Origin of the sequence: Symbioplanes lichenis (genome assembly GCF_030709675.1) — a bacterium.
GTDB classification, from domain to species: Bacteria; Actinomycetota; Actinomycetes; order Mycobacteriales; family Micromonosporaceae; genus Actinoplanes; species Actinoplanes lichenis.
In genome coordinates this window covers 160,236-179,138 of the sequence record NZ_JAUZQD010000019.1, presented here as the reverse complement: position 1 = coordinate 179,138, position 18,903 = coordinate 160,236, and the positions used below count along the sequence as shown (strand labels likewise).

General features: G+C 73.6%; 21 protein-coding genes. 6 read left to right on the top strand and 15 right to left on the bottom strand.

Annotation, left to right across the window (positions count from 1 at the left end; genetic code table 11):
* Positions 1-28: 28 nt before the first annotated feature.
* Genes RAN62_RS36565 through RAN62_RS36555 form a run of 3 tightly spaced genes read right to left on the bottom strand, consistent with a single transcriptional unit; the run spans position 29 to position 2,078 of the window.
* A complete protein-coding gene (locus RAN62_RS36565; protein ID WP_305789438.1) occupies positions 29-1,279 on the bottom strand; it encodes a serine hydrolase domain-containing protein in 1,251 nt (416 codons plus the stop codon).
* Positions 1,280-1,299: 20 nt separating this feature from the next.
* On the bottom strand, positions 1,300-1,938 hold the full coding sequence (locus RAN62_RS36560; protein WP_305789437.1) for a hypothetical protein: 639 nt from the start codon (positions 1,936-1,938) through the stop codon (positions 1,300-1,302).
* Positions 1,935-2,078, bottom strand: coding sequence for a hypothetical protein (locus RAN62_RS36555; protein WP_305789436.1), 144 nt, complete (start codon positions 2,076-2,078; stop codon positions 1,935-1,937). The genes RAN62_RS36560 and RAN62_RS36555 overlap by 4 nt, the downstream gene beginning before the upstream one ends.
* A gap of 332 nt (positions 2,079-2,410) precedes the next feature.
* Here RAN62_RS36555 and RAN62_RS36550 point away from each other — a divergent pair, with 332 nt between their 5' ends.
* Complete coding sequence (locus RAN62_RS36550) at positions 2,411-2,620, top strand: DUF2283 domain-containing protein (RefSeq protein WP_305789435.1); 210 nt, start codon at positions 2,411-2,413, stop codon at positions 2,618-2,620.
* A gap of 133 nt (positions 2,621-2,753) precedes the next feature.
* Positions 2,754-4,484: a DUF6461 domain-containing protein gene (locus tag RAN62_RS36545; RefSeq protein ID WP_305789434.1), complete on the top strand. Its 1,731-nt coding sequence runs from the start codon at positions 2,754-2,756 to the stop codon at positions 4,482-4,484.
* Here RAN62_RS36545 and RAN62_RS36540 read toward each other — a convergent pair.
* The 3 genes from RAN62_RS36540 to RAN62_RS36530 are packed head-to-tail and all read right to left on the bottom strand — an operon-like array spanning position 4,481 to position 7,055.
* Entirely contained in the window at positions 4,481-4,963 is a 483-nt protein-coding gene (locus tag RAN62_RS36540; protein WP_305789433.1) for a hypothetical protein, read from the bottom strand. The genes RAN62_RS36545 and RAN62_RS36540 overlap by 4 nt on opposite strands.
* 35 nt (positions 4,964-4,998) lie before the next feature.
* Positions 4,999-5,415, bottom strand: a complete 417-nt coding sequence (locus RAN62_RS36535; protein ID WP_305789432.1) for a protein-tyrosine phosphatase family protein — start codon at positions 5,413-5,415, stop codon at positions 4,999-5,001.
* The gene (locus RAN62_RS36530) at positions 5,412-7,055 is read right to left on the bottom strand and encodes a dihydroxyacetone kinase family protein (protein WP_305789431.1); all 1,644 of its coding nucleotides are present in this window, start codon (positions 7,053-7,055) and stop codon (positions 5,412-5,414) included. The genes RAN62_RS36535 and RAN62_RS36530 overlap by 4 nt, the downstream gene beginning before the upstream one ends.
* Positions 7,056-7,225: 170 nt before the next feature.
* Here RAN62_RS36530 and argS point away from each other — a divergent pair, with 170 nt between their 5' ends.
* On the top strand, positions 7,226-8,830 hold the full coding sequence (gene argS / locus RAN62_RS36525; RefSeq protein WP_305789430.1) for an arginine--tRNA ligase: 1,605 nt from the start codon (positions 7,226-7,228) through the stop codon (positions 8,828-8,830).
* On the opposite strand, the gene RAN62_RS36520 is transcribed toward argS, so the two are convergent.
* The 6 genes from RAN62_RS36520 to RAN62_RS36495 form a co-directional block, all read right to left on the bottom strand.
* Positions 8,827-10,161, bottom strand: coding sequence for a hypothetical protein (locus tag RAN62_RS36520; RefSeq protein ID WP_305789429.1), 1,335 nt, complete (start codon positions 10,159-10,161; stop codon positions 8,827-8,829). The genes argS and RAN62_RS36520 overlap by 4 nt on opposite strands.
* Positions 10,158-10,742: a hypothetical protein gene (locus tag RAN62_RS36515; protein ID WP_305789428.1), complete on the bottom strand. Its 585-nt coding sequence runs from the start codon at positions 10,740-10,742 to the stop codon at positions 10,158-10,160. The genes RAN62_RS36520 and RAN62_RS36515 overlap by 4 nt, the downstream gene beginning before the upstream one ends.
* A complete protein-coding gene (locus tag RAN62_RS36510) occupies positions 10,739-12,064 on the bottom strand; it encodes a hypothetical protein (RefSeq protein ID WP_305789427.1) in 1,326 nt (441 codons plus the stop codon). Before RAN62_RS36510 ends, RAN62_RS36515 begins: the two co-directional genes overlap by 4 nt.
* A complete protein-coding gene (locus tag RAN62_RS36505; protein WP_438874595.1) occupies positions 12,061-12,864 on the bottom strand; it encodes an ABC transporter ATP-binding protein in 804 nt (267 codons plus the stop codon). Before RAN62_RS36505 ends, RAN62_RS36510 begins: the two co-directional genes overlap by 4 nt.
* Before the next feature lie 77 nt (positions 12,865-12,941).
* Positions 12,942-13,277, bottom strand: a complete 336-nt coding sequence (locus RAN62_RS36500; protein ID WP_305789425.1) for an STAS domain-containing protein — start codon at positions 13,275-13,277, stop codon at positions 12,942-12,944.
* 93 nt (positions 13,278-13,370) lie between these two features.
* On the bottom strand, positions 13,371-14,288 hold the full coding sequence (locus RAN62_RS36495; RefSeq protein WP_305789424.1) for an RDD family protein: 918 nt from the start codon (positions 14,286-14,288) through the stop codon (positions 13,371-13,373).
* Positions 14,289-14,329: 41 nt separating this feature from the next.
* Here RAN62_RS36495 and RAN62_RS36490 point away from each other — a divergent pair, with 41 nt between their 5' ends.
* Both RAN62_RS36490 and RAN62_RS36485 read left to right on the top strand, forming a co-directional pair.
* Entirely contained in the window at positions 14,330-15,325 is a 996-nt protein-coding gene (locus tag RAN62_RS36490; RefSeq protein WP_305789423.1) for a stage II sporulation protein M, read from the top strand.
* Positions 15,326-15,494: 169 nt separating this feature from the next.
* On the top strand, positions 15,495-16,082 hold the full coding sequence (locus tag RAN62_RS36485; protein ID WP_305789422.1) for a DUF5753 domain-containing protein: 588 nt from the start codon (positions 15,495-15,497) through the stop codon (positions 16,080-16,082).
* 4 nt (positions 16,083-16,086) lie between these two features.
* Here the strand turns inward: RAN62_RS36485 and RAN62_RS36480 are convergent, their stop codons facing one another.
* Positions 16,087-16,281 carry a DUF397 domain-containing protein gene (locus tag RAN62_RS36480; protein ID WP_305789421.1) on the bottom strand — a complete coding sequence of 65 codons (195 nt, stop codon included), beginning with the start codon at positions 16,279-16,281 and terminating at the stop codon, positions 16,087-16,089.
* A 281-nt stretch (positions 16,282-16,562) separates the two neighbouring features.
* Here RAN62_RS36480 and RAN62_RS36475 point away from each other — a divergent pair, with 281 nt between their 5' ends.
* Positions 16,563-17,441 (top strand): helix-turn-helix domain-containing protein, encoded by an 879-nt coding sequence (locus RAN62_RS36475; protein WP_305789420.1) that lies wholly within the window; start codon positions 16,563-16,565, stop codon positions 17,439-17,441.
* An 84-nt stretch (positions 17,442-17,525) separates the two neighbouring features.
* On the opposite strand, the gene RAN62_RS36470 is transcribed toward RAN62_RS36475, so the two are convergent.
* Both RAN62_RS36470 and RAN62_RS36465 read right to left on the bottom strand, forming a co-directional pair.
* Complete coding sequence (locus RAN62_RS36470; RefSeq protein WP_305789419.1) at positions 17,526-17,978, bottom strand: DUF6232 family protein; 453 nt, start codon at positions 17,976-17,978, stop codon at positions 17,526-17,528.
* Positions 17,979-18,286: 308 nt separating this feature from the next.
* A complete protein-coding gene (locus RAN62_RS36465) occupies positions 18,287-18,871 on the bottom strand; it encodes a biotin transporter BioY (protein WP_305789418.1) in 585 nt (194 codons plus the stop codon).
* Positions 18,872-18,903: the final 32 nt, after the last annotated feature.

The window sequence follows — 18,903 nt, the reverse complement described above, 5'->3', positions numbered from 1 at the left end:
CGCGCGGCCCGCGCCCGAGCCGCCCCGGTCAGTCGGTCGCTCGTTCCGCGGTCTGCGTGACTCCCTCCTGCCGCAGCTCCAGGACCCCGGGCCGGGGGAACCGCACGCCGAGGTCGAGCCCCGGGTACAGGTAGCTGCCGTCCGGCTGGGCCCTCAGCACCACCGGCGCCTGACCCGCCGCCGCCACGGTCACCTGCCCGCCGGTGACCGCGACGTCGACCGGATAGTCGTCGCGCAGCAGGTAGCGGCCCGCCGCCGGCACCTCGTCGACGCGCGCGGCGTACCGGCGGTCGGCGGCCTCCCGGATCGTGGCCAGCAGCTCCCAGCCGTCCTCGGAGTTGGTCATGGCAGCGACTGCGGTGCCGCTCCCGGGCCACACGTACGAGAAACAGGTGTAGCCGACGTTCTGCCCGGTGTGCCCCAGACGCCCGTCGCCGGCCTGGACGCCGAGCCCGTACCCGCTGCCGGGAAGCTGGGGCCGGCTCATCTCGACGGCCAGCTCCCGGCCGAGCAGCGGGGAGTCGCCGGTTGCCGCCCGCGCGATCTCGAGGTCGAGCCGCAGCAGGTCGGACGGTGTGCTCCACAGTCCGGCCGCCGCCAGCTCCGGCTGCACCCGCCAGCCGCCGGGAACCTCGGTGCCCACACCGTGATGCCCCCGGGCCGCCGGCTGCCCTCGCCGATGCGGGAAGCCCTGATCGAAGCTGCTGTCCGCCATGCCCAGCGGGGTCAGCACCCGCTCCCGCATGAACTCCTCGAACGGGAGCCCGGTCGCCTCCACCATCACCTGCTGGAGTACGGAATAGTGGCTCCCGGCGTAGCGGAAGCGGCTGCCCGGCAACAGCGCCGACCGCACCGGTGGCGTGGTCGCGTGGCCGCTGCCCTCCAGCACCTCCACCAGCGACGGCACCCGATCCGCCGGATAACCCCTGTACCAGCCCGGGGTCAGCCCCGCCGTGTGCGCCAGCAGCTGCCGCACCGTGACCCGGGCCCGCCGCCCCTCCCCGTCGACCAGCCGCCACGACGTCACATAGTCGCCGACGTCCCCGTCCAGCTCCAGCACCCCGTCCTGCACCAGAAGCAGGGCGCCGAACGCCGCAACATGCTTACTGATCGAACAAGCCGCGAACACCGTGCCCGCGTCCACCGCCGCCGGCGCCGCGCCACCCGTGATCCCGTAACCGGCCGTCCACACGTGTCCGCTCAGGTCCCCGACGGCAACACTGACCCCCGGCACCTGGTAGGCGTCCATCAGCCCGGGCACTTCCGCAAGATCCAGCACGTCCTGCACCGTACCGATCGCTACAACTGGCAGTGCTCGTGGTCGTCGTGGCTCGCAGCGATGTCGTCCGCTGCGAACTCCACCCGCTGGGTCAGAACCTTCGTCAACCGTTCCCTGAACCAGTCCACCCGGACCCCGCTCGGTGCAGCCACCACCAGCACGAATTGTGCATCGACCAGAGGCCTCGCCTTGACCGGATGCGACGTGCGGGTCGTCTCCAGCAGCACAGCGACACGCTTACTGCTGTCGGCCAGCGCCGACCCGAGAAGCTGATCGACGCGCTGATGAGAGAGCCCGAGAAGATGGGCGACCTCTCGGAGCGAGAAGCCCTCCGCGGTCAGAGCCCGGGCCGCCGCGACCGCGCGCTCCTGCCACAGGACCTGAGCGGCGTCGAGCCAGGCGCGAGCACCGGCGGCGTCGTCCAGCAACTGCCCGGCACCGGTCGGCAAGCCGTAGTCGAAGCGAACCTCGAACTCTTCTTCGTCCTCGTCCAGGATGGTAGCGATCAGGTCCCGCGCCATCTCCTCGATCTTGGCCAGCGACTTCGCCTGAGTGAGCGCGTTCAACGGGGACCGATCTGCGCCGTCACTGGCATCGGTCACCCGCGCCAGCCACCAGCCGTCGTCCTTCCACGCCTTCACCTGGTAAGTCGGCTTCATCGGTCCAGCCACCCCTTCCCGGGAAACGGCTCGAACGTCGCTTCGATCGAACGCGCCACCACCGGCGACAGGTCACCCGGATGCTGCGGGACGGTGGTCTGCGCGAGCAGGTCGCCGCCGCCGTCGTAGAGGCCGATCATTTTGTGCGACCCCTTGCCCCGGCGCCGGCCGTTACGTCCTGGCACCTCAGCGACGCTCCAGGCCGCGTTCGCCCGTCGAGCCGCCTTCCGGAGGAGCCTTTCCACCTGGCTAACTGTTCTCGCCCCTTGAACCACCGCACTTGTCTACCTTAATAGACAGCTGCTGTCTAATCCACTAGACAGTTAGCCATCCCAGTCTCGGACAGCCGCACCGACATGGCGAGCCTGACCGGCGGGAGCCGGCCGAGGTAGGGGGTGTCGTTGGCGGTCAGGCCGCGCCTGGCCGGTGTGAACAGCGGACCGCCGCACGCCGTGCGTGGTGCAATCAACAGATGCGCGTGACTCTGGACGCCGAGGCCGATGCGGCGTATGTGGAGCTGGCCGCCGCCGAGCACCGCTCCGTCGAGAATGTCACCGTCGAGCGCCCGGACGGCATGATCGTGCTCGACTTCGACGCCGGCGGCCGTCTCCTGGGCGTCGAGGTCCTCGGCGCCCAGCTGCTTCTCCCCGAAGAAGCTCTGGCCGGCGCCGACCCGCTCTGACCGCGACCACTCCCTTTCATCCTCGCCGCGACGCGGTCAGTTCTCGTCGTACCCGGGCGGTATCTTGCTGCCGCATCCGGCGAGCGGGAGGAAAGCACATGCTGGCGCAGGAAACGCCCGTAGGGTCGCAGGGGTGACGCGTACGGATGAGCTGGCGGCTTTTGCCGTGGCGGCGGTGCCGGTTTTCGCGGGGCGGCTGGCTGGTGGGCCGGCCGGAGTGCTCGGGCGACTCGGCGTTCCCGACGAGACCCGCCCCCACGGGGCGGCCCAGGCGAGGGAGCCGGTGTCCGGCCTGCGGTCGCTGGGCCCGCTGCTGCCCGAGCGGCTGCTGGGGGCGCTCGAGCTGACGATCGCGGCGTACGACTGGGCCGCGGCGCCGGTCGTGCTGGACGACCTGCCGCCCGCGCCGCCGGAGTTCCGTTATGCGACGGTCACCTTGAGCGGGAGCCGGGACAGCGAGGTCGTGCCGGCCGTCTCGCTGCTCGACTCGTATCGGAGGGGCATCAGCGATCGGACGCTGGCGCTGGTCCGCGAGCTGGCCGCCCACCCGGCGACCGCGCCCGTGCTGACGGTTCCGGCGGAGGTCGAGGACGAGGACGCGGTCGCGGCCGCTCATGGCGCCGCCTACCTCGGACTGGCCCTGGCCGTCGCCGGCGCCGTCGTGCGTCAGGCCGGAGCCGGGGCCATGCTCGACGAGACGGCGGCGATCGTCGGTCTGGCCGCCGGATCGGCCGCGCTGCTGCTGCGCGAGGTGCCCATGCCGGCCCAGTACGACCGGGCGCTGCTGGCCAAGCGCCGGGCGGAATACCGGCCCGGCCACTCGTCGGCTCACGTGGCCGTGTCCGGCCACCGTTTCGGGCTGCTCGAAGACGACTTCCCGGAGTGGGCCGACTTCGGTGGCACCGGCCTGGCGGCGGTGACCGCCGGTGGCGTCGTGGTTCGCACCGGCATCGCCGACGGTCACGTCCCCGTGCAGGTCGCCGTGCTGACCGAAGCGCCACCGGAGCTCGAGGACGGTGACTGGGAGGAGATCGTCGAGGTCAGCTGGTCCGCGGCCGAGGGGGCCGCGTCGCTCATCGGGCCGGGCCCACGCAACGGCCGGGGGTTGTCCCGGCTCACGCCGCCGTGGCCCGGCGACTACCGGATCCGCGTCCACGCCCGGGGCCGCGACGAGGCGGACGCGCACTTCGAGAGCTACAAGCTGATCGTGTGGAGCGCGCCGGCCGGGCCGGATGTCGTGCACAAGCGCACCGACCGGCTCGGGCACCGGCTGCGCGGCGAGCCGGAACCGGTGCGTGAGCCCCGGCCCGAGCATGCCTACCGGTGGGTGGAGCGCGGGCCGCTGTCCCAGGCGGCCACGGTCACGGTCGTCACCGGCTCGACGGTGCCGGAGGTGCTGCGGGCCTTCGGGGCTGATCCCGGGCGGCCGCAGGACTTCGAGGAGATCGAACGGGAGTTGCAGGCGCTCTACCCGTACGGCGCCGGGCCCTGGGTCACCGTGCTGGAGTCCGGTGACGCCGTGCTGGCCGTCGAGTACAACGGGTTCGCCGGCTCCGATGCCGCGGTGCTGGAGGCCGCGTCGACCGGCGGCCGCGCGGCCAGCATGTTCTGGAACGTCAACGGCGTCACCCGGCTGTCCTTCGCCGAGGGCGGCCGCCTTCTCAGCTCGTTCGAATATCTCGACGAGGACGACGACCTGCCGCCCGAGGTGCAAGCGGTGCTGGCCGGCCTCGACTTCGACGGTCCGGGCGAACGCACCGGGAAAGGCCTGGTCGCCGTCGAGCGGTTCACCGGACAGGGCATCACCGAGGACAACCTGACCCGCATCCAGGCGGCGAGGATCGGCTATCGGATCGCGGACTAAGCGCCGACGGCCGAGCCGATGATCACGTAGGTGGGGCGGGAGCCGTCCGGGCCGGTGGGGGACAGGCGGACCATGGTCAGGGCCACCTCGCGGGGCCACCAGCGGGTCGGCTCGCGCCAGGCGCACTCGACGATCGAGGCGTCGGGCCGGTCGGCGCAGTCGCCCCGCTGCTCCCAGTGATCGAGCTGCGTGGCCACGATCTGCCGGGACTGCAACCAGGGCGAGCCGGGCGGGACCGCGTAGATGCGTACGGTCGCCTCGCCGCGGTCGTTGCGCAGGCTGCGCTCGATGATCGCGGCCCGGTCGAGCACATCCGTGTCGGCGCCGGACGCCGGCACGGTCGCCCCGGCCGGCGGAGTGATCGCATGCGCCACGCCGGCGGCCCGCCACCGCACGCCCGCGATCACCGCCACCGCGACCACGACGAGCACCAGAAGCCTCGCAACCGCGCCGCCCAGACGCCGTCCACTGATCCGCACGAGCGGAGTCTAAGCAGCCCACGCCAGGCGGCGGGTCAGGTGAAGCTGCGGACGTAGCGGCGCTGCCACGGGGTTTCGACGGCTCGGGGGTGGTAGTGCTCGCGGACCCAGGCGACGGCGTCGGTGGGGGAGATGCCGTCGAGGATGGCTATGCAGGCGAGGGCGGTGCCCGTACGCCCGATGCCACCGCCGCAGGCGATCTCCACGCGGGACGTGGCGGCGCGTTCCCAGGCCTCGCGGAAGGCGGCGGCCGCGGCCGGGGGCTCGGTGGGCAGGCGGAAGTCGGGCCAGCGCACCCATCTGTGGTCCCACGGCACCGGGGGCGGCGGCTTGCCCAGCAGGTAGAGACCGAACTGCGGGAGGTGGCCGGTGGGCATGGCCCGGCGCAGGCCGCGTCCCCGGACGACGCGGCCCGACGGAAGGGTGACGGCGGGGGCTGAGTCCCAGGTCATGCACGCAGCGTAGCCGCCACCGCCTCGAGCCAGAGGGCGACCGCGTGGGCGCCCGGGTCGGGGTGGCCGAGGACCCGGTCGCCCAGGTAGCTGGAGCGGCCGAGGGAGGCCGTCATCTGCGCCGTTGCGTCGGCACCGGTGCGGGCTGCTGCTGCGGCTTCATCCCATGAAAGGGCGCGGGTGGCCGGGTCCAGGGCGTCGATCATCGTGCGGTCGCCCGGGGCGGCGCCACCGACGGCGCGTACTCCTTCGGTGCCCGCGCGCAGGGCGTCGGCCCAGGAGCCGGTGGACTCGAACGCGGCGGCCGCGCGGAGCAGGAGGATCGCGTAGAGCGGGCCGGAGGTGCCGCCCACGCTGCGGCGTACGGTGGCGGAGGCCGCGCGCAGCACCGCGGCCGGGCCCTGCTCGCCGGGGTAGGTGGGGCACTCGGCGAGGATCGCGGCCGCGCCCCGGGCCAGGCTGATGCCCATGTCGCCGTCGCCGACCTCGCGGTCCATGGCGGTCAGCTCGTCGCGGTGGGAGATCAGCGTCTCGGCGACGGCTTCGAGGGCGCGCCGGACCGGGTCGGTCGCGGGCAGGGTGCCCGTCTCGGCGGCGACCGTGGGCGGGGCGGGGAGGACGGCGCCCTCCGGGGTGGACACGGTGGCGGGCCAGGCCGGCGCGGCGGTGGGGGCGTCGAGGAGAGGCAGCAGCTCGTCGTCGACCGGGAGCAGGCTGAGCGACACCCCGGCCATGTCCAGCGCGGAGAGGAACGTGCCGGCCCAGGTGCGTACGGGCGTGATCCCGCGCTTGCGCAGCACGCGCGCCGCCGCGTCGGCCATCAGGGTGAGCTCCATCGGCGGCGTCGCGCCGAGACCGTTGACCAGCAGGGCGACCGAGTCGCCGGAGCCGATGCCACGGTCGGCGGCGATCGTGGTGAGCAGGCGCTCGGCCACGTCGGCGGCCGGGGGCAGGGGGCCGCGCTCGACGCCGGGCTCGCTGTGGATGCCCAGGCCCCACTCGGCCTCGTCCGGACCCAGCAGGAAGCCGGGCTGCCCGGCGGCCGGGACCGTGCACGGGCTGAGGGCCAGGCCCATCGAGCCGACGGCATCCGCGGCGCGGCGGGCGAGCCGGGCGACCTCGGTCAGCGGGAGCCCGGCCTCGGCGGCGGCGCCCGCGACCTTGTGGACGAGGACCGTGCCGGCGATGCCCCGGCGGCCCGTACGCGAGGTGGTGTCGAGCGCCACGTCGTCGGCGACCACCACGATCTCGGCGTCGATGCCCTCGGCGCGGGCCAGCTCGGCGGCGAGGCCGAAGTTGAGCCGGTCGCCGGTGTAGTTCTTCACGACGAGCAGGACTCCGCCGGGGGAGGCGATCGCGCGGATGCCGTCGAGGACCGCGTCGACCGACGGCGACGTGAAGACCTCGCCCGCCACGGCGGCGGTGAGCATGCCGGCGCCGACGTAGCCGGCGTGGGCGGGCTCGTGCCCGGCGCCGCCCCCGGAGAGCACGGTCACCCGGCCGGCCGCGACGACCTGGGCGATGTCCGAGCGTACGGCCGTGGTGGAGCCGGCCAGCCGGGCGAGGCCGGCGCTGGTGCGGGTGAGCCCGTCGAGGGCTTCGGCGACCACATCGCCGGGGACATTGATGAGCTTCTTCACCCCCGTAATTGTCCTCGCCCCGGCGGCCGCTGTCCCGTTATGCTGCGCTCGTGATCAGCATCAGCCGCGAGCGACGCCGGAGTTCTTCCGCCCGGTTGCGCTGACACGCGTCCAGATTCCGGCGGGTAACCGCTGGCTGGGAACCCGCTCACGAGAACGAACGGGTCCCCATGAACCTCGAAGCACTCCTGTCCGCCCGGCTCACCGGCATCCTCGACGAGCCGGCCGTCCGGCGCTCGCCGCACGCCGACTTCCAGTCCGGGGCCGCCCTCGCGCTCGCCCGGGTCCGGCGGAAACAGCCGCGGGAGATCGCCGCCGACGTGGTCGCCCGGGCGAATCTGGCCGGCCTGGCCTCGGCGGAGGTGTCCGGCCCCGGCTTCGTCAACTTCACGATCAGCGACGCGGTGCTGGCCGCCGCGGCGACCGAGGTGGCGCGGGATCCCCGGCTCGGCGTGCCGCGGACCGGGCACCCGGAGACGGTTCTGGTGGACTACTCCGGGCCGAACGCGGCCAAGGAGCTCACGGTCGGTCACCTCCGGCCCACCGTCATCGGGGACGCGGTGGTGCGGGTGCTCGAGTGGCTCGGGCACGACGTGATCCGGGCGAACCATCTCGGCGACTGGGGCACGTCGTTCGGCATGCTGATCGAGCATGTGATCAACACCGGTGACGACTCGTATCAGCGGGCCCGGGCACGGTTCGACACGGACGCGGACTTCAAGGCGCGGGCCCAGCGGCGGGTCGTGCTGCTGCAGTCCGGGGACCCGGAGACTCTCCGGTGGTGGGAGCGGCTGGTTACCGAGTCGAAGCGGGACTTCCTGGACGCGTACGAAAGACTCGGGGTGACCCTCACCGAGGGTGACTTCGCCGGGGAGAGCAGCTACCAGCCGTGGCTGGCCGAGGTCGTCGACGAGCTGACCGCCAAGGGCCTCCTGGTGGAGAGCGACGGTGCCCTGTGCGCCTTCCCGTTCGGGCGGGACCACGCGCCGCTGATCGTCCGGAAGAGCGACGGCGGATACGGGTACGCGACCACCGACCTCGCCGCGCTCCGGTACCGCACACAGGAATTGCCAGCGACCAGGCTCCTGTACGTCGTCGGGGCGCCCCAGCGGACCCACTTCGCGATGGTCTTCGCGGTCGCCCGGGCGGCGGGCTGGCTGCCCGACGGCGTGCACGCCGAGCATGTCGCCTTCGGCTCGATCCTCGGCCCGGACGGCAGGATGTTCCGGAGCCGGTCGGGCGCCTCGGTCAAGCTCGCCGAGCTGCTCGACGAGGCCGTCGCCCGGGCCGGCGAGCTCACCACGGATCCGGCTGTCGCCGCGGCTGTCGCCGTGGGCGCCGTCAAGTACGCCGACCTGAGCAGCGACCGGACCGGCGACTACGTGTTCGACTGGGACCGGATGCTCGCGCTGACCGGCAACACGGGACCCTACCTGCAATACGCGTACGCCCGGATCAGCTCGATCCTCGACCGGGCCGGCGCCGTCACCCCCGCCGCGGTGACCGTCACCGACCCGGCCGAGCGGGCGCTGGTGCTCGAGCTGCTCGCCTTCGAGCCCGTGATGACCGGGGTCGCCGGCTCGCTGGAGCTCCATCGGCTGACCGGTTACCTGCACACGCTGGCGGCGTTGTTCAGCACGTTCTACGAGCGGTGTCCGGTGCTGCGGGCGCCGGACGGCGTACGCGAAAGCCGTCTGACTCTGTGCCTGCTGACCGGGCGCATCCTGCGGCGGGGCCTCGACCTGCTCGGCATCGCCACGCCGGCCCGCCTCTAACGAGCCGCGAGCAGGCCTTCCGTGTCACGGCAGGCCTGCTCCGCCCGCCGGATCGCGTCGACGCGGCGTACGGCTTCCCGCTCGGGCAGTCGCCGCAGCACCTGCCAGAGCCGGACGGCCTCGGCCGTGTACGCCGACGAGTCGGAGGTGATCGTCGGGTCCACCGTCTCCTCCGGCTGCGGCTCCCGGCCCAGCAGCCAGTAGACGGCCGCCTGCTCCACGGCGGAGTCGACGCCGTAGCGGCACATTTGCGGCGGGCGGAAGACCTCCTGCAGCATCCGGATCCGGAGCAGATCGGGGCTGAGGAGCCGCCCGTCCGGGCCGAGCCGGAGATCGGCGAGCAGGACGCCGGGCAGCCGGGGCGGCGACGTCTCCGGGCGGAAGGTGGAGGTGTCCTCGTGCACGGCCCGGGGCGGCTCGGGCAGCCGCGCCACCAGGCCCAGCACCTCCCGGCCGATCGGGGTCACGGCCGGGAGCAGGGCGGCGTGGACCCGGCTGACGCACACCACCGGCGTGCCGTCCGCGCACACCTGCTCCTGCGCGGCGGGGTCCGGCGGATGGGCGACGAAGGCGCCGCCGTGGGGAACGAGCGCCAGTGCGGCGGCCGCCCCCAGCACCGGCGGGAGCAGGGCCAGCGGCCGGGCCCGCCGCGCCGTCGTCATGACCACCGCCAGGCCACCGAGACCGAGAGCCGCCGCCCAGACGGCCTGCGCGGCACTGAGCCGGAGCGGGATCGTCTGGAACTCCGTGTCGAGCCACATGTCGTGGACCGGCGACAAGGTGTAGGTCAGCCACTCGTGCCCGGGGCGCGGCACCAGCGAGACCACGAGCAGCCCGGCGCCCGCCACGGCCGCCAGGGGCGCGGTCACCAGGAACGGCAGCAGGCGCCCGAGGCCCAGGCCCAGCCAGACCGCGGCGACGGTCGTCAGGGCGCCGACCGCGGCGACGGCGGCGGCCTCCGGCGGCCAGAAGCGGACCGTGCCGGCGAGCCGCGCGGCTGCCCCGGCCGTCGCCCCGAGATAGCCGCCGGCGGCCGCGAGAGCCAGCGCGACGGCGGTCGGCACCACGCGCAGCGCCCGCGGCCGGGGCACGGTGGCGAAGAGCTCGTCCACTTTCGCCCGGCGCTCGCGGCAGCCCTGCCACACCCCGGCCGCCAGGGCCAGCGGCAGCAGCAGGATCTGATACTCGCGCTGGGCCACGACCAGCGCCATCGAGCCGGAGGCCCAGCGCCCGTGCGCCACGCCGAGCATGAAGCCCCCGGAGAGCAGCACGAGGAGAGCCGTGCCGAGGGCGGCCGACCGGCGCAGCTCGACCCCGACGACGCGGATCATGCCCGGGTGGGGGGACCGGCGACGGCGTACGCGATCAGGCCGCCCGCCCCCAGCACCGCGGCCGTCACCACCGCGACGGTGTTGCCCGGCACCTGCACCTGCCAGGTGGCGAGCTCCTTGAGCACCGTGCCCTCCAGGGGATAGAGGACCACGGCCAGCGTCCAGCCCAGCGGCACGAACCACGCGCGGGCGGCACCGACGATGGCCGCGCCCAGGGCGGTCAGGCCGAGCAGGCCCGCGGCGTCACGCAGCACCAGCCCGGCCGGGGCGAAGCGAGCCCCGGTCAGCAGCGTGGCGAACAGCAGGCCGAGGACGACCGCGAGGGCGACCAGCAGGTGCGCCGCCCGGCGCCGGGGCCACCGCAGCGACGCCGTCTTCTCCAAGGCGTCGTCCGCGCCGGACAGCGTCATCACCGAGACCGTCACCAGCAGCAGCACGGTCAGGATCACCATGATCGGGCTGATCTCCCGGGTGTTCGAGAAGACCGACCACAATGTCCACAGGAGCACCGTGATCCCCGCGATGACGGCCAGCGCCGCCGGTACGCGCCGGGAGCGCAGGTAAAGCGTCAGCCACCTCACAGCAGCCCGTCCGTCGGCTCGCAGGCCAGCGACGCCCGGCGCACCGCCGCGACCCGGGCCAGGGCGTCCTGCTCGGGCCGTTGCCGCAGGCCCTCCCACAGCTTGACGGCCTCCGGGTTGGTCTCGTCGTCGCCGTAGACGACGCCCGCGTAGATCTCGCTGTCCGGCAGCGGCTTCTCCCCGAGGAGGTAGAAGATCGCCGCCCGCTCGACCGCCGGGTTGCCGGGTTGCTCGCACCGCTCGCCGGTGCTGAAGGCGGATTGCATCATGCCGAACTGTGTGGGCAGCTGCCCGATCAGCTTGCCCCGGGCGTTCGTGTAAAGGTCGGCCAGGATGACGCCGGGCGGCTGCGGGGCCAGGGTGAGCGGCTGGTAGGTGGTGGTGTCCTCGCGGACCGTCGTCGGCGGATCGGGCAGCTTCGCCAGCGCGCCGAGCGTCTGCCGGGCCAGCGGGGCGAAGTCGTCGAGCAGGCCGGCGCGGACCCGGGTGACGCAGACGGCCGGGGCGTCGTTCGTGCACACGAACTCCTGGGCGACCGGATCGATCGGGTGCGGCACGAAGTCGTCGCCGTGCGGGATGACCGCGATCGCCAGGGCGGCCCCGAGCGCCGCGGGCAGCAGGGCGGTGAGCCTGGTCCGCCAGGAACCGGCCATCAGCAGCACCAGGGCGGCGATCGCCAGGGCGGTGAGCCAGATCGCCTGCGCGGCACTGGTCCGGCCGCCGACGGTCTGCCAGTCGGTGTAGAGGCTCATGCCGTACATCGGGGACAGCACGTAGGCCAGCCATTCCGGCGCGCCCCGGACGGCGCCGATGGTCATCAGCAGGCCGATGCCCGCCACCGCGAGCAGGGGCGCGGTCACCAGATAGGGCAGCAGCCGGCCGACGGCCAGACCCAGCCAGACGCCCCCGACGATGGCCACCAGGCCCACCGTCAGCACGACGAAGGCCTGCGCCGGGAGATAACGGGCCGTGCCGGCCATCCAGGCCGCGCCCACCGCCGTCATCAGCAGATAGCCGGTCACCGCCGCGACGGCCAGGGCGGCGGCGGTCGGCAGGACGCGCTGGGCCGGCGGCCGGGGCGTGGAGGAGAACAGCTCGCCCACCTTGGACCGGTGCTCGCGGCGGCCCTGCCACGCTCCGGCGGCGAGGGCCAGCGGCCAGAGCAGCACCAGATATTCGCGCTGGGCCATGACCAGCGCCATCCCGCTCGAGACCCAGCGGGTCGGGGCGGCGAAGAGCAGGGCGGCTCCCGCCAGCAGCAGCACCGCGGTGGCGCCGAGCGCCGCGGACCGGCGCAGCTCGATGCTCAGGACGCGCGTCATCGGGCCGCCTCCGCCCGGTGCCGGCGCAGGATCGCCGAATAACCGCGCTCCGCCGGGCTGTCCCCGGCGTGCCCGTCGCCGCCCGCCTCGACCAGGCTCGCGGGCGTGCCCTGGTGCACCAGCTTGCCCTCGTGCATGAGGACGACCGCGGAGCACGCCGCGACCACGTCCTCCACGAGGTGGGTCGAGACCAGGACGCAGCTGTCCGTGCCGAGGTCGCGCAGCAGCTCGCGGAAGTCGAGGCGCTGCTCGGGGTCGAGCCCGACGGTGGGCTCGTCGAGCAGCAGCACCGCCGGGTCGTTCACGACGGCCTGGGCGATGCCGGCCCGGCGCAGCATGCCGCCGGACAGGGTCTTCATCCGCGCGTCGGCCTTGGCGGTGAGTCCCACCCGGTCGATCGCCCGTTGCACCGCGTCCGGCACGGCGGCCTTCGGCATCTCCTTGAGCCAGGCCATGTACTCGACGAACTCGCGCACCGTGAACCGCGGGTAGAAGCCGAACTGCTGCGGCAGGTAGCCCAGCCCCCGGCGCACCTCGCGCAGGTCGCCCCGGCCGCCGACCTCGTGGCCGAGCAGGGCGAGCCGGCCGCCCGCGGGCCGCAGCACGGTGGCCAGCGCCCGCATCAGCGTCGTCTTGCCGGCGCCGTTGGGCCCGAGCAGGCCGTGCACGCCGGGGCCGAGGCTCAGGTCGAGGCCGTCGACGGCCAGGTGCCGCCCGGCGCGGACCCGCAGCCCCTCGGCCTCGACCGCCCAGGCCCGGGTGGTGGGGGCCGTCTCGGCCGCGCTCACCGCACGCATCATCGTCTCCTCCAGGGATCGGCGGCGCCCGATGGCGCCGTTTCACACCCGGGAAGACGACCCGGTCGCGCGGACGGTTCTCAGCTGGCTGTGGCGCCGGTCACACTCAGGGCCGCGGACATCGCCTGCGGCACGGTGTCGAAGGAGCGGAACGCCGTGTCGAGCCGGGCGCCGCGCAGCACCGTGCGGACCAGTGGCGACGGGCTCGCGAGCAGCACGTCACCCCCGAGCCGGCGGGCGCTCTGCGTCGCCGCGAGCAGCGGGCTCAGCGCCACCGACCCGATGATGCCGGCGGCGGAGAGGTCCACGATCACCCACGGGTGCCGCGCGAGGGCGGTCTGCAACACCTCCCGCAGCTCGGGCAGGTCGTCGAGGTCCAGGTCGCCGACGACGCGTACGAGGGAGGCTCCGTCCATGACATGCTCGCTCACCGTGACCATGACTCCAGCGTCACGCGGTCAGATGGCGAAGTGACCACAAGATCATGAAGGACACGTGACAACCGGAGGTCACTGACCGTCCGGACGAGCCTCCTTGGCGATGCCGAGCAGGGGCGGATGGGTCACCGCCGGGTCCCAGGACGGGCCGCCGGGCGCCGGCCAGTCGGGACGGCCGAAGCCGGGCCAGATGCGCTGGGTGAGGGCGCGGGCGGCCTGCGTACGCGAGCCGGCCCGGCGCCTCCGCTCGGCCAGCACCGCCGTCAGAAACATCCACGCCGGGACCCCGGGCGGCGCCGGCCGGCCGATCCGATCGCCGATCTCCGCCGCCAGCCCCTCGGCGAAGCGGTCGTTCATCGGCTGCCGGATGTCCCGCGACCGGGCCAGGTAGTGCCGCGTGGCCAGGGCCAGCTCGTCGTCCAGCCCGGACAGGTCGAGCTCGGCCGCCCAGCCCGCGAGCTGCGGCGGCATGGCCGGCGCCCAGCCCCACGGCGCCGGGCCGCGCTCGTGCACCACGAAGGTCCCCGCCGCGAGGTCGCCGAGCCGCCGCCCGCGCCGCGAGAAGATCATCGTGCTCAGCGCGACCGCCCACGTGAACGGCGGGAAGAGCAGCCCCGGCCATTCCACCGCCACCCCGACCAGCGCCCGTACGAGCGCGTGCCGCACCCGGATCGGCCCGCCGTCCTCCCGCACCACCCGCAGCCCGAGCGCGCGCTTGCCGAGGCTGCGGCCGTTCGTCATGGTCTCCATGACCGTCGGGTACGCGATGAAGGCGACCACCACGGCGACCGTCGTCAGCGTGCTGAGGAACGCCTCGTCGACGAACTTCTCCAGGGCGGCCGTGGCGATCGCGCCCGCGGCGGCGCCCAGCACGACGGCCAGCGCCACCTGCACGACGAGGTCCAGCATCAGCGCCAGGCCCCGGGAGCCGACCCGGGCGTGCCGGACCTCGACCTCCACCGCCTCGCCGTTGACGAGCTGCTCTCTCATGGCCGTTAGTCAACAGGATCGCCGCCGGATACTCTGCGCCGGTGGACCTGGACGCCTACGTCAGCGAGCGCCGCGGCGAGTGGAACCGGCTGGAGGCGCTGACCCGGCGCCGCAAGCTGGCCCCGCACGAGGCCGACGAGCTGGTGCTGCTCTACCAGCGGGCGGCCACCCACCTGTCGGTCGTGCGCAGCCACTCGCCCGACCCGCTGCTGGTCGCCACGCTCTCCCAGCTCGTCCTGGCCGGGCGGGCCGCGGTCACCGGCGGCCGCCGCTTCTCCTGGCGCCCGGTCGCCCGCTTCTTCACGACCACGCTGCCGCTCGAGCTCTATCGCTCGCGGCACTGGTGGCTGCTCACGATGGTCCTCAACGTGCTGGCCGGGGGCGCGCTGATCGCCTATTTCGCGGGGCACCCCGACGTGATCGAGATGTTCAGCCCCGGCGCGCTCGGCAACTCGGGCGCGAAGGACAGCTTCGTCGACTACTACAGCGAGTTCCAGGCGCAGAACTTCGCCGCGAGCGTGTGGACGCACAACGCGCTGATCGCCGGTCAGTGCCTCGCGTCGGGCGTCCTGATCGTGCCGGTCTTCTGGGTCCTCGGCTCGAACCTGCTGAACATCACCCTGACCGGGGGTCTCATGACCTGCACCGGCGACGGCGACATCTTCTGGACCTACATCCTGCCGCACGGCTTCCTGGAGCTCACCGCGATCTTCGTGGCGGCCGGAGCCGGGCTGCGCATCGGCTGGGCGTGGATCGCGCCCGGCCCGCACCGCACCCGGGGCCGGGCGCTGGCCGAGCGGGCCCGCGCGGGCATGCTGGTGGCTCTCGGGCTGGTCGTGATGCTGCTGGTCGCGGGTCTTCTCGAGGCTTACGTGACCCCGTCCGGCTGGCCCGACGGGGTGCGGATCGGCGCCGGCTTCGCGGTCTGGCTGGCTTTCCTCGCGTACGCCCTCGGGGCCGGCGCCGCGGCCGAGCGCCGCGGGGAGAGCAGTGACCTCGCCCCCGAACACACCGTCACCGAGGTCCCCACCGCCTGACGCGTGAACCGGCCTTCTCCGCTGCTCAGGGCAAACGACCTCGCATCCCCGGCGGTTCGGCGGCATCCCGGGGCTGGAAGTCGCCGAGCTGGTGTCGTGACCACAGTGCTCCGCGTAATCTGCACATCGCAGACAGCATCCCGCTGTCCGCGAGCTCCGGGAGGTCGCGGTGGTCGCGCACGAAGGTACGTCCGAGGCGTTCGCTCGTCTGCTGGAGCTGGAACCGGCGGCCGCGGGACTGTGGCAGAACCAGCCGATGTTCGTGCCCGGTCTGCTGCAGACCGAGGACTATGCGGCGGCTGTCATCGCGGCGGTCACCGGGCGGGCGCCGGCGGACCCGGTGCTGGCCGGGCTGGTCGAGCTGCGGATGCGTCGCGCGACGGCGTTCGCGGAGCGCCTGCGGGGTGACGATCCCCCCGGGCTGACCGTGGTGATCGACGAGTCCGTGCTGCTGCGGCGCGTGCTGCCCGCGGAGGCCATGGCGCGCCAGCTCGCCCTGCTGCGCGAGGCGGCCGGGCTGCCCTCGGTGCGGCTGGGCGTGATGCCGCTGGCGGCGGGGGCGACCGGGGCCCTCGCGGGTGGCTTCGAGGTCCTCGGCGACGCGGCGGTCTTCTTCGAGTCGGCCGAGGGGGACCGGATCGCGACCGGCCCGGAGGTGGTGCGCGGCTGCCGGGACCGGGCCGAGGCGCTCTTCGCCGCAGCGGCGTCCGGCTCCGGGGCGAGCGCGCTGATCGAGCGGGCCGTCCACCGCGGCTGACCGCTCAGGCGCCGGCCGGGTTCTCTTTCACGAACGCGATGAACTCCCGGAACGTGCCGAGATCGAACACGAGCGCGGGGCCGGCCGGGTCCTTGGAATCGCGGATCAGCACCGTCGGCGGGTCCACGGCGATCTCCACACAGCCTCCGCTCGCGCTTCTCGTGCTCTTCCGCCACGCGAGTCGATCGCGATCCGTCATCTCTCCTCCTGCGGGCCACAGGCGCCGGCGCGACCGGTGGGCCGGCGCTCGCACCTGGGATTCGCGGCGACCTGCCGCGCTCGGGGAAGGCCCGACGTGACGCAGCCGTCCGGTCACCCACCGTACTGACGAAACCCGCCAGGCGAAACCTTTGCTCCACCATGGACGACCGCAGCGCCTTTGCCGGGTAGTCTTGAGCAGATGGAATCCCGCCGACGGCCGATTGCAGATCGCCGGGCCGGGCCCCGCCGCGCCGGACGGCGGCGAGAGGGGCGAGCCTGATGTCGTCCTCCGTCGGCCCGACCGTCGCCCGTGAGCGCCTCCGGCAGCGGCTGCGCGAGCTGCGGGAGCAGAGCGGCCTGCCCTCCCAGGAGGTCGCCCGGCGCATGGACTGGTCCGGTTCCAAGCTGAGCCGGATCGAGAAGGGCGACGTCACCGTCCAGCCGCTCGAGGTGCGGGCGCTGCTCACGCTCTACGGCGTCTCGAGCGACTCCGAAGTGCTCCTCCTGACCGCGCTGGCCCGGCAGTCCCGGACCCGCCAGTGGTACAGCAAGCATCGGCTGGCCGGTGACTATCAGCGCTTCGTCGCGTACGAGAGCGAGGCGTCGCGGATCAGCGTGTGGCAGGTCCTCTTCGTGCCCGGCCTGCTGCAGACGCCCGAGTACGCCCGGGCGGTCACGGCCCTGTCCGCCCGGCGCGATCTGAGCGACGAATACGTCACCGGCCGCGTCGAGCTGCGCCTGGACCGGCAGCGGGCGTTCGCGGAGCGGCTCGCGGGCGCCGAGCCCCCGCGGCTGGTCGCGATCGTCGACGAGTCGACGCTGCGCCGCCCGGTCGGTGGGCACGCGGTGATGGCCCGGCAGCTGGACCACCTGCTCGAGATCGGCCGGCAACCCGCCTACACGCTGGCCGTCACGCCGCTCGACCTGGCGCGCAACCCCGGGCTGGGCGGCACCTTCGAGCTGCTGGAGTTCGCCGGCACCGGCGATCCCGACGTGCTGTTCGTCGAGGCCGCCGCCGACACCGACGACCTCACCCTCGACCCGGCGCTGACCGCGGAGCACAAAGAGGTCGTCAAGGACCTGCTGACCGTGGGGCTGACCGGCGACGAGGCGCTGGAGTTCATCCGTGCGGTCCGCACCTCGATGGCGCGGGGCTGACCCCCGGGGCCTCCTTTCCGGGGGTCAGCGATCCACGGCCCGTCCCGCCGGTCCCCGGCTGCTTCGCCGGGCGGCGGACAGGCTTCACCGGCGGTAGTCGCGGTCCAACTCGACGGCGCGCAGCACCGCCCGGTGCACCTGGCCGAACTCCCGCTTGCTCGCGGTCTCGAAGAGCACGACCGGCCGCCCCTGGCAGGTCGCCCGCAGCGCCATCCACCGGGGATTGCGCCGCTCGTCGACCAGCGCGCCGACCCCGGTGCCGGCCGCCGCGGCGGCGCCGGCGCAGATCAGGGCCACCGAGCCGGTGGCCACGGCGAAGGGTGCCGCCAGCCCCACCTCGACGGCGGCGGTGGCGAGCGCGGTCACCCGCACGCTGTGGCGGCTGACGTGGATCTGCCGGACGTCGTCCAGCCGGCGGACGGGCAGCCGGCCGGCCGCGATCTCGACGTACTGGCTGGTGACGATGATCCGCGGGCCGCGGTAGTAGATCGCCCATCCGTTGTGGCCCGGTGCTTCGTAGTGAGTGTGGACTGCCATGTTCCGCACCTCCCTGCCCCTGGCCATCATGGTGAGTGCGGACTGCAACATTCTGCTAGCACACGGCAGTGGGCAATGTGCTGTCTGCACTTCTCAGGTGAGGACTTATGCGGTTTTTGCCCGGCCTGATTGCGCAATGTGGCCAGGTTTTACGCGGCTTTCGGCCGAGCTTGTGCCTTTGGACGCCCGCCGCCAACCGTCCCGCGGCGCCTCCTCCGTTCGGCCCTGGAATTCCGGGCCCCGATGGTCCGGGCGCCGAACGGCCCGGTCGGCGGGGAGCCGGCCGGGCCGAGGAGCAGCGGCGAACCTTACTTGCGGCGGGTGAGGGCCCACGCCGCCGGCAGCAGACCCGCGGCCAGCGCCGCCTTGACCGCGTCACCGAGCAGGAACGGCACCAGGCCCTTCGACAGGGTCTCCGAGAAGGAGAGGCCGGCCGCCACCGCCAGCCACGGCAGGCCCGCGGCATAGATGATGACCTCGGCGACCAGCATCGCGGGCAGCGCCTTGAGGATCGTGCGGTCGGCGCCCCGCTCGGCCAGCCAGCCGGCGGCCGTGGCGGCGAGGAAGAAGCCGATGACGTAGCCGAAGCTCGCGGTGGCGTAGCCGCTCTTGCCGTCGGCGAACCAGGGGACACCGGCGAGGCCGACGATCGCGTAGAGGGCGATGGTGGCGGCGGCCCGGCGCCAGCCGAACGCGGCGCCGATGAGCAGGACGCCGAGGGTCTGGCCGGTGATCGGCACGGGGGTGCCCGGGATCGGGACGGCCACCTGGGCGAGCAGGCCGACGAAGCCCGCACCACCCGCGACCAGCAGGACGTCGCGTGCGAGCGCGCCCGGGATCAGATCGGCGAGTACGACGGCGCGCGGGCCGCGTAGCGTTGCTACCTGCGACATGGGTCCTCCGAAAGGGGTAGGCGGTGCTTCAG

Bases quoted from the DNA above. Each gene is read 5' to 3' on its own strand.
- RAN62_RS36560 (WP_305789437.1), bottom strand. From the start codon at position 1,938: ATGAAGCCGACTTACCAGGTGAAGGCGTGGAAGGACGACGGCTGGTGG.
- RAN62_RS36535 (WP_305789432.1), bottom strand. From the start codon at position 5,415: ATGACCTGGGACTCAGCCCCCGCCGTCACCCTTCCGTCGGGCCGCGTC.
- RAN62_RS36465 (WP_305789418.1), bottom strand. From the start codon at position 18,871: ATGTCGCAGGTAGCAACGCTACGCGGCCCGCGCGCCGTCGTACTCGCC.
- RAN62_RS36520 (WP_305789429.1), bottom strand. From the start codon at position 10,161: ATGATCCGCGTCGTCGGGGTCGAGCTGCGCCGGTCGGCCGCCCTCGGC.
- RAN62_RS36555 (WP_305789436.1), bottom strand. From the start codon at position 2,078: ATGATCGGCCTCTACGACGGCGGCGGCGACCTGCTCGCGCAGACCACC.
- RAN62_RS36505 (WP_438874595.1), bottom strand. From the start codon at position 12,864: ATGATGCGTGCGGTGAGCGCGGCCGAGACGGCCCCCACCACCCGGGCC.
- RAN62_RS36470 (WP_305789419.1), bottom strand. From the start codon at position 17,978: ATGGCAGTCCACACTCACTACGAAGCACCGGGCCACAACGGATGGGCG.
- RAN62_RS36510 (WP_305789427.1), bottom strand. From the start codon at position 12,064: ATGACGCGCGTCCTGAGCATCGAGCTGCGCCGGTCCGCGGCGCTCGGC.
- argS (WP_305789430.1), top strand. From the start codon at position 7,226: ATGAACCTCGAAGCACTCCTGTCCGCCCGGCTCACCGGCATCCTCGAC.
- RAN62_RS36475 (WP_305789420.1), top strand. From the start codon at position 16,563: ATGTCGTCCTCCGTCGGCCCGACCGTCGCCCGTGAGCGCCTCCGGCAG.
- RAN62_RS36500 (WP_305789425.1), bottom strand. From the start codon at position 13,277: ATGGACGGAGCCTCCCTCGTACGCGTCGTCGGCGACCTGGACCTCGAC.
- RAN62_RS36480 (WP_305789421.1), bottom strand. From the start codon at position 16,281: ATGACGGATCGCGATCGACTCGCGTGGCGGAAGAGCACGAGAAGCGCG.
- RAN62_RS36495 (WP_305789424.1), bottom strand. From the start codon at position 14,288: ATGAGAGAGCAGCTCGTCAACGGCGAGGCGGTGGAGGTCGAGGTCCGG.
- RAN62_RS36550 (WP_305789435.1), top strand. From the start codon at position 2,411: ATGCGCGTGACTCTGGACGCCGAGGCCGATGCGGCGTATGTGGAGCTG.